Origin of the sequence: Klebsiella sp. K4, assembly GCF_014596785.2 — a bacterium.
GTDB lineage: Bacteria > Pseudomonadota > Gammaproteobacteria > Enterobacterales > Enterobacteriaceae > Klebsiella > Klebsiella pneumoniae.
On the sequence record NZ_CP115021.1, the window covers coordinates 1,881,992 to 1,892,773 of the forward strand.

16 protein-coding genes are annotated in these 10,782 nt (G+C 51.3%); 15 read left to right on the forward strand and 1 reads right to left on the reverse strand.

Features of this window, described 5'->3' with window-relative positions:
* Window positions 1-88: 88 nt before the first annotated feature.
* The 6 genes from IB144_RS09305 to IB144_RS09330 all read left to right on the forward strand — a co-directional run bounded on the left by IB144_RS09305 (window position 89) and on the right by IB144_RS09330 (window position 3,590).
* A complete protein-coding gene (locus IB144_RS09305; RefSeq protein ID WP_073553792.1) occupies window positions 89-367 on the forward strand; it encodes a host cell division inhibitor Icd-like protein in 279 nt (92 codons plus the stop codon).
* The gene (locus IB144_RS09310; RefSeq protein ID WP_073553791.1) at window positions 360-614 is read left to right on the forward strand and encodes a hypothetical protein; all 255 of its coding nucleotides are present in this window, start codon (window positions 360-362) and stop codon (window positions 612-614) included. The genes IB144_RS09305 and IB144_RS09310 overlap by 8 nt, the downstream gene beginning before the upstream one ends.
* Entirely contained in the window at window positions 611-979 is a 369-nt protein-coding gene (locus tag IB144_RS09315; protein ID WP_073553790.1) for a hypothetical protein, read from the forward strand. Before IB144_RS09310 ends, IB144_RS09315 begins: the two co-directional genes overlap by 4 nt.
* Window positions 976-2,778 (forward strand): primase-like DNA-binding domain-containing protein, encoded by a 1,803-nt coding sequence (locus IB144_RS09320; protein ID WP_073553789.1) that lies wholly within the window; start codon window positions 976-978, stop codon window positions 2,776-2,778. The genes IB144_RS09315 and IB144_RS09320 overlap by 4 nt, the downstream gene beginning before the upstream one ends.
* A 302-nt stretch (window positions 2,779-3,080) precedes the next feature.
* Entirely contained in the window at window positions 3,081-3,272 is a 192-nt protein-coding gene (locus tag IB144_RS09325) for a hypothetical protein (protein WP_073553788.1), read from the forward strand.
* A gap of 57 nt (window positions 3,273-3,329) precedes the next feature.
* Complete coding sequence (locus tag IB144_RS09330; RefSeq protein ID WP_073553787.1) at window positions 3,330-3,590, forward strand: hypothetical protein; 261 nt, start codon at window positions 3,330-3,332, stop codon at window positions 3,588-3,590.
* Window positions 3,591-3,622: 32 nt separating this feature from the next.
* Here the strand turns inward: IB144_RS09330 and IB144_RS09335 are convergent, their stop codons facing one another.
* Window positions 3,623-4,099, reverse strand: a complete 477-nt coding sequence (locus IB144_RS09335) for a hypothetical protein (protein ID WP_073553786.1) — start codon at window positions 4,097-4,099, stop codon at window positions 3,623-3,625.
* A gap of 288 nt (window positions 4,100-4,387) precedes the next feature.
* Here IB144_RS09335 and IB144_RS09340 point away from each other — a divergent pair, with 288 nt between their 5' ends.
* The 9 genes from IB144_RS09340 to IB144_RS09380 all read left to right on the forward strand — a co-directional run bounded on the left by IB144_RS09340 (window position 4,388) and on the right by IB144_RS09380 (window position 10,743).
* Window positions 4,388-5,554, forward strand: a complete 1,167-nt coding sequence (locus IB144_RS09340) for a phage major capsid protein (RefSeq protein ID WP_073553785.1) — start codon at window positions 4,388-4,390, stop codon at window positions 5,552-5,554.
* Between the two features lie 50 nt (window positions 5,555-5,604).
* Window positions 5,605-6,165, forward strand: a complete 561-nt coding sequence (locus IB144_RS09345; protein WP_044245572.1) for an HK97 family phage prohead protease — start codon at window positions 5,605-5,607, stop codon at window positions 6,163-6,165.
* 1 nt (window position 6,166) lies between these two features.
* Window positions 6,167-7,402: a phage portal protein gene (locus tag IB144_RS09350; RefSeq protein WP_149358913.1), complete on the forward strand. Its 1,236-nt coding sequence runs from the start codon at window positions 6,167-6,169 to the stop codon at window positions 7,400-7,402.
* Window positions 7,399-7,737, forward strand: a complete 339-nt coding sequence (locus tag IB144_RS09355; RefSeq protein ID WP_004174258.1) for a phage head closure protein — start codon at window positions 7,399-7,401, stop codon at window positions 7,735-7,737. Before IB144_RS09350 ends, IB144_RS09355 begins: the two co-directional genes overlap by 4 nt.
* On the forward strand, window positions 7,730-8,023 hold the full coding sequence (locus IB144_RS09360) for a head-tail connector protein (RefSeq protein WP_016160668.1): 294 nt from the start codon (window positions 7,730-7,732) through the stop codon (window positions 8,021-8,023). The genes IB144_RS09355 and IB144_RS09360 overlap by 8 nt, the downstream gene beginning before the upstream one ends.
* Window positions 8,023-8,466 (forward strand): HNH endonuclease, encoded by a 444-nt coding sequence (locus IB144_RS09365; protein WP_071583197.1) that lies wholly within the window; start codon window positions 8,023-8,025, stop codon window positions 8,464-8,466. The genes IB144_RS09360 and IB144_RS09365 overlap by 1 nt, the downstream gene beginning before the upstream one ends.
* A complete protein-coding gene (locus tag IB144_RS09370) occupies window positions 8,459-8,611 on the forward strand; it encodes a hypothetical protein (RefSeq protein ID WP_223168767.1) in 153 nt (50 codons plus the stop codon). The genes IB144_RS09365 and IB144_RS09370 overlap by 8 nt, the downstream gene beginning before the upstream one ends.
* Before the next feature lie 130 nt (window positions 8,612-8,741).
* A complete protein-coding gene (locus tag IB144_RS09375) occupies window positions 8,742-9,098 on the forward strand; it encodes a phage terminase small subunit P27 family (protein ID WP_048292171.1) in 357 nt (118 codons plus the stop codon).
* Complete coding sequence (locus IB144_RS09380) at window positions 9,082-10,743, forward strand: terminase large subunit (RefSeq protein WP_149358914.1); 1,662 nt, start codon at window positions 9,082-9,084, stop codon at window positions 10,741-10,743. The genes IB144_RS09375 and IB144_RS09380 overlap by 17 nt, the downstream gene beginning before the upstream one ends.
* The last annotated feature ends 39 nt before the right edge of the window (window positions 10,744-10,782 follow it).

Sequence of the window (10,782 nt, forward strand, 5' to 3'; positions counted from 1 at the left end):
TTTTGCAACCATAAGAAACGACGAAGCCCCGATGTGCTCGAACACTATCGGGGCTTCTAACCACAAACCGTTAACTGGAGTAACGACTATGGCTGGAACACAGCATACCCAAACTTACCCCAAATTTACATGGCTATTCTTGGCTACCCGAGAAGCGCTTTCTGAATGTTCACCTGTAGTCCTCAGATGTGATGCAGATTCGGAGGAGGATGCTCGAGCAATCTTCCCTGAGTGGCATCTAACCTTTGCAGCAAAAATCCGTACTGAAAGTCCCTATTCGTTTACATGGACCGACAAAAATCGAGCAACTCTCTGGTCAATAATGGGAGGAGAAATCAGCCTTCCTCTGGAGGCTCGAAATGACTAAGTCACAACTGCGCTATGTAGCTGATCTAAAAAACCTTGAAGAGCATGAAGAGGAATTGCGTCTTGCCTCGCTTAGCGCTGCTCAAGCAAAAATCGTGGCGACTATGCTGGTGTGTTATCCCAATGCAATGGAGGACGACGAAATCACCGCGCTTGGACAGCTGTTTGAGTCTTTGGCCTCTAATCTGGATAGCTTCTTAAAAGCAGAGCGCGAGCGTTTTGAAAGTTGTTCGGAGGTTCAGTCATGAGCAGCAACGTCAAATTCAATGAACTGGAAAAACGCTTTGATCTGCTGGTGGAGAAAGTCAACGTTCTTGAAGAAAAAGTAAGAGCGCTGACTGGTAGTCAGGGCGGTGAAATCCCTCCCGGTATGACTCCTGTCGCTACGCTGGCGGCTGAGTATGGCATTTCTACCAAAAAAGCGGAGGAACTGGCGAAAAATACGGGCGTTATGTTGGTTAAGCTGAAATCAGGTGGCTTTATTGTGCCTGATGAGAAATTCAGGGAAGCGGCCCGACTGGTTCTCCGTAGCGCAAAACGAAAATACGGTTCGGCCTACTGGTTTCATCCGCTGATAGGCAAATTCCAAATGAGCGGAGGGATCCCGAAGTGAAAAATGCACCTAACGTAAAGGCGCTGCCGAAAGACAAGTTTACAGAAGCGATTATTTTCGCGGGTGCCGACGCGTGGAGTCATGCCAAAGGCTGGGAAGAGGGGTTAGGAAAGCAGATCGCGGAAGATACCACGCCTCCTGTTTATCTTGGCCCGCGGCAACTGGAGGAACTGGATAACCTGCGCATTATCGATGATGGCCGCCGAGCTGCGCGGGTGTACCTGGCTGGCGATATCGAGACGTCGATGATTAGTGCCATTGGTGCCAAGCTGGCACAGGCTGGGGTACAGGAGGCAAAACTTTATAAGGGTATTCCCGATACTCATCCGGAGGACTGGCGCGATCATCTTAATCGGATTAGGGAAGGAAAAAGCACAGTAGTAAATCTGCCAGTGACGAAAAGAGAACCAGCGCATGATGAAGTTAGCCCGGCTCTTAATCAGATGGGGGCCAGCCAGCGCGGGCAAGTGCTGCTGGCCCATTACGATGGAGACCTAGCTATTCATGCTGATTCGGACATGGTTCACCACTATAACGGTGCGATCTGGAATCCACTCCCGGATAAAGAGCTGCAACGGGCAATGGCGCAGATTTACATTGATGCTGAGGTAGCCTATTCGCAGAACGCCATCAAATCGGCGGTGGAAACCATGAAGCTGAGTCTGCCGGTGATGGGCGTAACAGCCCGCAACCTCATTGGCTTCAGCAACGGCGTATTTGATACCCGGACGGGGCAGTTCAGGGAGCACAGCAAAACCGACTGGTTGTTGATTGCCAGTGAACTGCCATTCAGTCCACCAGCAGAGGGGGAGACACTGGCCAGCCATGCGCCGAACTTCTGGAAGTGGTTACGCCGTTCCGTGGCCAACAACGACCGCAAAACAGACCGTGTGCTGGCGGCGCTATTTATGGTGCTGGCGAATCGGTACGACTGGCAGCTGTTCCTTGAGGTTACGGGCCCCGGCGGTAGCGGTAAAAGTGTGATGGCGGAAATATGCACCATGCTTGCGGGCAAGGCCAATACTGTATCAGCCAGCATGAAAGCGCTGGAGGATGCCAGAGATAGAGCGCTGGTGGTTGGGTACTCACTTATCATCATGCCGGATATGACCCGCTATGCTGGCGATGGCGCCGGAATTAAGGCAATTACCGGCGGTGACAAGGTTTCTATCGATCCTAAGCATAAAGCGCCATATTCAACCCGTATTCAGGCTGTGGTGCTGGCGGTCAACAACAATGCAATGACCTTCAGCGACCGGAGTGGTGGGATATCGCGCCGCCGAGTTATATTCAACTTCACGGAAATAGTTCCGGAAAACGAGCGCGATACGATGTTGGCTGAAAAGATAGAAGGTGAGCTGGCCGTCATTATTCGCCATCTGCTGACCCGTTTTGCAAGCCAGGACGAAGCCAAACAGCTGCTGCACGAACAGCAGAAGTCAGAAGAAGCACTGGCTATCAAGCGAGAAGGAGATTCGCTGGTGGATTTCTGCGGTTATCTGATGGCGTCGGTAGTTTGCGATGGAATGTTTATCGGCAATGCGGAGATTGTGCCATTCAGCCCGCGCAAATATCTGTATCACGCCTATCTGGCATACATGCGGGCCAATGGTCTGAGTAAGCCAGTCTCTCTGATGCGGTTTGGTACCGATATGCCAGGCGCAATGGCCGAGTACGGGAAGAAGTACGAAAAGCGGAAAACCAAGCACGGTATCAGGTCAAACGTTACGCTACACGACGACTCAGACGACTGGATGCCGTCATGTAACAATAATTCTGAAAGTGCTGGGGTAGAGTAAAGTTATAAATAAAGTGTTCACCAGTATTCACCATGTTAAAAAGTCTATTTATTACATGGTGTTAAGGGGTGAACACTTATTTATGAAGTATTCACCAAGTATTCACCTGTTCACCTTTTGTTTGTTTTTGTTCTAAAGGGTGAAGGGTAGGGTGAACACTTGTGAACACCTGAACGAAGAGCGTTCACCATATAACCATATGAATTTAATAAAGAAACTCATAAAGGTGAATGGGTGAACACTTAAACGTATATTTTTTAATTTTATAGCAGAATAAAAGCATAATTGATGGAGGGTAGATTATGATCGTTAGTGATTTCATGGAAGAGCCGGAACTTTTCGCTCTTCTGGGTAAGAAAAAAACAGCCATATGGCGTTTACGCAAAGATCACGGATTCCCAAACCTGATACTCACCTATCCCTCTCGCTACAGCCGTAAAGCTGTAATGAAATGGCTTGAGGATGGTGGCATTAACCGCGTTGTAACAGCTTAACGTCTTAATTATGCCCGCGATAAATTTAAATATAATTGATAAAATTCAGGAGGTTATATGCCAGTTACTATTCAGGATATTAAAGAGCACTACGATCAATATGGGCTTCACGACATGAGTGCAATGCCTACTGCTGAGTATCGGCAGGTTCTCAAAAATGGTGCGCTGTTCTGGATCGACCATCATGATTTTGTTCGCAGCACTCTATCAGAGGAGATACTTGCCACGAACCGTGAACAATTGGATGCCATGATTGAGCATTTGCAAGAATATAGAAATAAGATGTCAACGCCGCCGGACTGGATGAGCGAGAAATGATAGATAGGCCTGGTATCAACCAGGCCTACAAATTACATGAAAAAAACATCTGTTTTTCTGTCGAAACTATCAGTAATGAAATGAGCCTCAGTTGGACATTCCATGTTTTTACAAATATTTCTCCATAAGGTATCGTCAAAGCGTCCATCCAAATAGAAATATCTGCAAAGATGAAGTAAGTCAGATCGTGTCCAGTCTGTGGAATACCCGCTGCGGACGTTTAACTCATCCTCAAGCTTATAAAAAGTGAGTTTCTCTTTTGCCAGCCAGGCATCATCAAGTCTTTTAATTAGAAAAAGCCCTTTTTCTCTAGTTGTTATAAAATATTCACTGAATGATTCATGCGGCATAACAGGTACACTACCATCTGTATCGCTAAGGAATGGATAAACTCCGCGATCCCATGCATAGAGGTAGGCATCAGTGAATTCATTGTAATGTTTTGCTATGTGCATAACTTGAACTCGCTGCTGTGCAAACAGCGCTGTCATAAGTTCTTTATCTTCCATTTTTGTTCCCTTGCTGTGTTGTAGATTAGCCCGATCAGGCTAGTTTGAATGATTGGTTTTGTAAATTATTTGTTCGTCTATTTTCATTACCGTTTAAGATAAAGGCGGTCTATTTACTCACTAAAATTTATATATACCTTAAAGAGTGGCACTCAGACGTGAGCCGCCACAGGCCGTTTAATCAAGCTGTAGTGAGTACAGCCTGAGAGACTCAGAAAAAGGTTAAACGGCCTTACCCCTTCCCGCGCTGGTTTCACGTCTTAACGTTAATTGTTACGGAAACCACTCATGAAAAAATTACTCGAATTACGCCAGCAGAAAGCCGCTCTCAAAACCCAGATGCGTTCTATGCTGGACAAAGCCGACAGCGAGAAGCGCAGCCTGAATGATGAAGAGGGTAAACAGTTCGACGAACTCCGCGCCCGGGCTGATACGCTTGAAGTGGAAATTACCCGCCTTGAAGCCGTTGCCAACGATGAGCGCAATCTGCCTGGTACTTCCGTTGAAGCTGAGCCAGTAAGCAACGACGAACTGCGGCACTACATCATGACCGGTGATACCCGTTCTCTCTCCACGCTGGTGCAGGCTGATGGCGGCTATACCGTTATCCCTGAGCTGGACAAAGAGATCATGCGCCAGTTGCAGGATGACAGCGTGATGCGATCTATCGCGACAGTGAAGACAACCAAAACCAACGAATACCAGAAACTGGTATCTGTGGGCGGTGCTGCCGTTAAGCATGGGGCAGAAGGTGAAGCGCGTGCCGAAACTACCACACCGAGAATGGAACGTGTCGATATCAAACTCAGCCCGATCTATGCATACCCGAAAACCACTCAGGAGATCCTCGATTTTTCCGAGGTGGATGTTCTGGGTTGGTTATCTTCTGAAATCTCCGAAACCTTCAGCGCTACTGAAGAAACCGACTTTGTGAACGGCGACGGTGATAAAAAATCCAAAGGGTTCCTGTCCTATCCGCGTGCGGCCACCAGCGATAAAACCCGTCCGTTCGGCACGCTGGAGAAGATGGAAACGACTGCTGTTAACTCAGATGGTTTGATCGACCTGCTATACAAGCTGAAAGCGAAATACCGCAAGAACGCCGTATGGGTGATGAACTCGAATACTGCGGCCACGCTTCAGAAGCTGAAAAACGATAACGGGGACTATATCTGGCGCGATCGTCTGGTCGCTGACTCTCCTGATACGCTGCTGGGCCGTCCGGTTCAGTATCTGGAAACTATGCCCGATGCGGCTCCGGGAGAAGCATTTCTGGCGGTAGGCGATTTTAAGCGTGGTTACTTCATTGTCGATCACACCACTGGCGTGCGCACCCGTCCTGACAATATCACCGAACCGGGTTTCTACAAGGTGCATACCGATAAATACCTGGGCGGCGGCGTGGTGGACTCCTGCGCCATCAAGGTGCTTGAGCTTTCCGGCTCCGGTTCCTGATCTGACGTTTAAGGGGCTTCGGCTCCTTTTGCCCTCTGTGGAGTCCAGTAATGAAAACAATCGATTTTGAAATCCGTACCTCTGAGCTGAGCGCCAGCAACAAAAAGCTGGTGGGCTATGCCGTGCGCTGGAACAGCCTGTCAGAAGTTATCTGGGATGAGTTCCGCGAGCAGTTTGTACCGGGGGCGTTTAAAGACAGCCTGGCATCCGGTAGCGATGTGCGCGCACTGTACGAGCATAACTATACCCAACTGCTGGGGCGCACTAAATCCGGCACGCTGGTGCTGTCCGAGGACGATACCGGGCTGCGCTTCGAGCTGACCCCGCCGAATACCCAGCTTGGGAATGATGTGCTGGAGCTGGTGGAACGTGGGGATATTTCCGGCATGAGTTTTGGTTTCCGTGCGCTGAAAGAGGCGTGGGATATCGGCCAGTCTCCGTACCTCCGTACTGTAATAGCTGCCGACCTGCGGGAAATCACAGTTACGTCTATGCCTGCTTATCCTGAATCTGGTGTGGAAATCGCGCACCGTTCGCTTTTCTCCCAACATCCTGAACTGCGTCGCGCTGGCGATAACCGTCGCCGCTGGGCTGAATTAGCGGGGCTTTGATATGTGGAATATCTGGCCCTTTGGCCGTAAGTCTGAACCCTCCGAGCAGCGCAGCATGACCATTGATGAGTTTCTGGCGATGGCAGGGATTCCAAATACCGGATCAGGCGAGTACGTGTCTGCGGGTACTGCGGAATCTCTGCCGGCGGTGATGAATGCTGTTTCTGTTATCAGTGAAGCTGTGGCGACAATGCCCTGTTACCTCTATCGGGTACGAAATGATAAAGGACGAGAGGCGCGGGAGTGGCTGAGCAATCACCCGGTGGATTTTCTCCTGAACGAACAGCCTAACGACTGCCAGACGCCTTACCAGTTTAAACGCACGATGATGCGCCACTGCCTGCTGAATGGTAACGCCTATGCGGTGATCCAGTGGGGCCGTGACGGCCAGCCGCAATCCCTGCATCCGTATGCGCCGGGGGCGGTTGTTCCCGAACGTATTGGCCAGCATAAGTACAAATACACCGTTACTGAACCGTTTACGGGGGCTGTGCGCACCTACTTGCAGGAAGAGATGCTGCACCTGCGTTACTCCACCGACGATGGCTTTCTGGGGCGTTCGCCGATCACCGTCTGCCGTGAGGCGTTGGGGCTGGGCCTCGCTCAGCAGCGCCACGGTGCCAGCATTATGAAAGATGGCATGATGGCGGCTGGCGTGGTCACTACTGCTGAATGGCTCGACAGCTTAAAGGGCAAACAAGCCCTGGACGCACTGGAACGCTACAAAGGTGCCAGAAACGCCGGGAAAACGCCGATCCTTGAAGGTGGCATGGACTATAAGCAGCTTGGCATGAGCAATCAGGATGCTGAGTGGCTGGCCTCCCGTCGCTTCACCATTGAAGATATTGCCCGCATGTTTAACGTTTCTCCCATCTTCCTGCAGGAATACAGCAACAGCACCTACAGCAATTTTAGTGAGGCGAGCCGCGCCTTTCTTACCATGACAATGCGCCCGTGGCTGGCGAACTTTGAGCAGCAGATTAAATCCGCGTTGCTGGTGGCATTGCCTGTACCCGGAATCCGTTATCAGGTGGAGTTCGACTCTGCCGATCTTCTTCGAGCCACTCCAACCGAACGTTACGCCACTTATGAGCGCGGTATCAAGAACGGGATCATGAACCCGAACGAAGCCCGCGAACGCGAAGGGATGCCACCGCGTGAAGGTGGCGACGAATACAGTCAGGCATGGAAGCAGGAAGTGAAGGTCAGTAAGGACAACAAGGACGGTGACGAATGAGAGCCGGAAAGATGAAACGCCGCGTCACTTTTCAGAAGTCAGAATCTCACCGTGATCAGATGGGGCAGGTTATCTCTGTGTGGTCTGACCTTGCCACCGTCTGGGCTGAAATCCGCGCTATAAGTGGGCGTGAGCGTATGTCTTCCGGGGCGCTCTACTCCGAAGCCACTGTACGAATCTGGACGCGCTACCGCGACGATATCACCACCGCAAACCGCATTTTGTACCGCTCGCCAAATGTCCGGGGGCAGGTTTACGGCATTGTGGCCGTCATTCCTGATGTGGATCACACCCGGCTTGAGCTGCTGTGCAAGGGAGGCATTTTCAATGAATGAGTTAATTGGTCTGGAAGAAGCAAAGCTGCATTGCCGTATTGATGATGATTATGAAGACACGCTGATACAGGCATACATCGATGCGGCGCTGGAGGTTTGCCAGAAGCATATCGGCAAGCGGTTTGATAACGGGCTGGAGTTTACGCCAGCTATCAAGATTGGCTGTCTGATGTACGTATCTCAGCTGTACGAGTACCGCACGATGATTGGTGATACTGACGCCAAAGAGATACCGATGGCTGTCTCTGCGTTGTGGTCTGTCTATCGTGATGTGGGGGTGTACTGATGCCGTGGCAACCACTACGCCGATGCACTGAGCCGGGATGTAATAAACGGGTGAAGTCTGGCAAGTGTGACGAGCATAAGCGGGATGCCCGCCGAGAAAGCGACAGCCGAAGAGGTACTCGAACAGAGCGTGGTTACTCCAACCGCTGGGGCGAATATCGTCGTCATTTTCTGAAAGCTAATCCGCTGTGTGTCCATTGTCTTAAGGCTGACGTCTATACATCGGCAACTATCGTCGATCACATCATCCCTATCGAGGGTGAGGCCGATGTGCTGTTCTGGCCCGCCAGTAATCACCAGTCGTTATGCGCTGCCTGTCATGGACGGAAGACAACCACAACAGACCCGGTGACGAAGCAGCAGCGTAAAGCCGGTAAGTTCTGTGAGCAGGAAGAAGCAGCACGTCATCGCACCGACTGGATCTATGAGGCAAACAATGACTGAGCAGGAACAGCAGCGGCTGATTAGTGGGCTGATAAAGCAGCGTGAGTCATGGCAACCAACCAGACAGAGAGTGCATAAGAAGCCCGCAGCAAAGCGCATGAGCCAGCGTGACCGGGGGCTCATTGAATGCTTTCGCAACCGCTGACAGGCCGAATGGACGGGGTGGGGGAGGTTTTCAGGACAAACCCCTCTCAGCGAGGAACCACCTGCCCCCTCAAATTTTTACGCTCGGTAATTTTTTTGAAAATAAAACGCGATGGAAACGAGAAATTTTTATGGCAAGACCACCAAAACCGCCAGCTTACCTTGATGAGCTAGCCGCGCAGCAGTGGAAAGCAAAGGCGAAGCAACTGGCGGAGCGCGGGGATCTGACTCCCGCCGACTGGAATAACCTTGAGCTTTTTTGCGTCAACTATTCGTTGTACCGCAAAGCCGTGGATGACCTTGCCAGCCGTGGGTTCAGCATTGTTAATAGCCAGGGCGGCGAGAGCCGGAATCCGGCGCTGAGTGCAAAGGCCGATGCTGAAAAAATCATGATTAAAATGTCGTCGCTGCTGGGCTTTGATCCGGTAAGCCGCCGTCGTAATCCTGTAGAAACGGAAGAGGAAGACGAGCTTGACCGTCTGGGATGAGTACGCAAACGCGATAAAAACGGGCGAAATTCCGGCCTGTAAGCGCCTAAAACAGGCCGTGGAAAGGTACTTTTCAGACCTGAATGACCCCCGTTATGAGTTCGATACGGCGACCGTAGAGCGGTTTATTGCGTTCTCCCGGCTCTGCCCTCACGTCAAAGGACCGCTGCGCGGGCAGTCTATCGAGCTTGAGCCGTGGCAGCAGTTCTCCTTTGCTAACCTGCTGGGGTTTAAAGTCAGGGAGACAGGCCGCCGGAAGTACAGCAGCGCCTTTATTGAAGTGCCACGCAAGAATGCCAAATCCACCGTCGCCGCCATGCTGGCTAACTGGTTTCTGGTGATGGAAAAGGGCCAGCAGGATATCTACACGGCGGCGGTAAGCCGGGATCAGGCCCGTATTGTGTTCGACGATGCCCGTCAGATGTGCCTGCTCTCAAAGCCGCTGAAAAAGCGCGTCAGTATTCAGGCGCACAAGGTCATTTACCCAAAGAGCAACAGCCTGTTAAAGCCGCTGGCGGCAAAAGCGGCCACCATTGAAGGGACTAACCCCAGCCTGGCGATTGTCGATGAGTACCACCTTCACCCGGATAACGGCGTTTATTCCGCGCTTGAGCTGGGCATGGGGGCCCGTCCGGAGGCGATTTTGTTCGCCATCACTACCGCCGGGAGTAATGCAGTCTCGGCCTGTAAGCAGCATTATGACTACTGTTGCCAGATTCTGGCTGGGGAAGAGAGCAACGATTCGCTGTTTGTTCTGATCTACGAGCTGGACGACGAAAGCGAGGTTGAGCTGCCGGGAATGTGGATCAAGGCTAACCCCAATCTTCATGTTTCCGTTGACGCGGCGAAGCTGGAATCCACCATCCAGAAAGCGCGGGGCATACCGTCGCAGTGGGTGGAGATGCTAACCAAGCGTTTCAATATCTGGTGTCAGAGCACCACGCCGTGGATGGGGGCTGGCGCGTGGGATGCCTGTGCACTCGACTATAACGAAGAAGAGCTGGCCGGAATGGAATGCTACGCAGGATTTGACCTGTCCTCAACCAGCGATATCACCAGCGTGAGTTACGCTTTCCCGTTGGACCGGGAGATCCGGCTTCTGACCCGTCACTATCTGCCGGAAGCGCAGTTGCTTAACGTCGCCAACAAAAACCGAGCCATCTATCGCCAGTGGGTAAAAGCGGGCTGGATACGCACCACACCCGGCGACTGTATCGACTATGATCGCATTCGTGACGATATCCTGCGCGATGCTGAAATCTTCAATATCAGACTGGTGGGCTTCGATACCTGGAACGCCACGCATCTGCGCACTCAGCTTCAGGGAGCAGGTCTCGATGTGGAGCCGTTTCCTCAAACCTATCTCAGGTTCAGCCCGGTAGCGAAATCCTTTGAGGTATTCGTCAACCGCAGGGTTGTGCGTCATCGTGGTGATCCTGTTCTGTCCTGGGCAATGGGTAATGTGGTTATGGAGTCTGACGCCAACGCCAATATCAAGCCTAACAAGAAAAAATCCGCTAATAAGATCGATCCTGCTGTATCAGCGTTGATGGCGTTTGGTACTTTCCAGTCTGAGCACAAGGATTTTGCTTTTGATATGAGTGACAGTCACAAAGAACGATTGGCGACATTTAATGGTATTTGAATTTTATGTCAGTTGGTTCAGATGTTATGGTCTTTATTC

Bases quoted from the DNA above. Each gene is read 5' to 3' on its own strand.
- IB144_RS09360 (WP_016160668.1), top strand. From the start codon at position 7,730: ATGAATGAGTTAATTGGTCTGGAAGAAGCAAAGCTGCATTGCCGTATT.
- IB144_RS09345 (WP_044245572.1), top strand. From the start codon at position 5,605: ATGAAAACAATCGATTTTGAAATCCGTACCTCTGAGCTGAGCGCCAGC.
- IB144_RS09315 (WP_073553790.1), top strand. From the start codon at position 611: ATGAGCAGCAACGTCAAATTCAATGAACTGGAAAAACGCTTTGATCTG.
- IB144_RS09350 (WP_149358913.1), top strand. From the start codon at position 6,167: ATGTGGAATATCTGGCCCTTTGGCCGTAAGTCTGAACCCTCCGAGCAG.
- IB144_RS09305 (WP_073553792.1), top strand. From the start codon at position 89: ATGGCTGGAACACAGCATACCCAAACTTACCCCAAATTTACATGGCTA.
- IB144_RS09330 (WP_073553787.1), top strand. From the start codon at position 3,330: ATGCCAGTTACTATTCAGGATATTAAAGAGCACTACGATCAATATGGG.
- IB144_RS09355 (WP_004174258.1), top strand. From the start codon at position 7,399: ATGAGAGCCGGAAAGATGAAACGCCGCGTCACTTTTCAGAAGTCAGAA.
- IB144_RS09310 (WP_073553791.1), top strand. From the start codon at position 360: ATGACTAAGTCACAACTGCGCTATGTAGCTGATCTAAAAAACCTTGAA.
- IB144_RS09365 (WP_071583197.1), top strand. From the start codon at position 8,023: ATGCCGTGGCAACCACTACGCCGATGCACTGAGCCGGGATGTAATAAA.
- IB144_RS09325 (WP_073553788.1), top strand. From the start codon at position 3,081: ATGATCGTTAGTGATTTCATGGAAGAGCCGGAACTTTTCGCTCTTCTG.
- IB144_RS09340 (WP_073553785.1), top strand. From the start codon at position 4,388: ATGAAAAAATTACTCGAATTACGCCAGCAGAAAGCCGCTCTCAAAACC.
- IB144_RS09375 (WP_048292171.1), top strand. From the start codon at position 8,742: ATGGCAAGACCACCAAAACCGCCAGCTTACCTTGATGAGCTAGCCGCG.
- IB144_RS09335 (WP_073553786.1), bottom strand. From the start codon at position 4,099: ATGGAAGATAAAGAACTTATGACAGCGCTGTTTGCACAGCAGCGAGTT.
- IB144_RS09370 (WP_223168767.1), top strand. From the start codon at position 8,459: ATGACTGAGCAGGAACAGCAGCGGCTGATTAGTGGGCTGATAAAGCAG.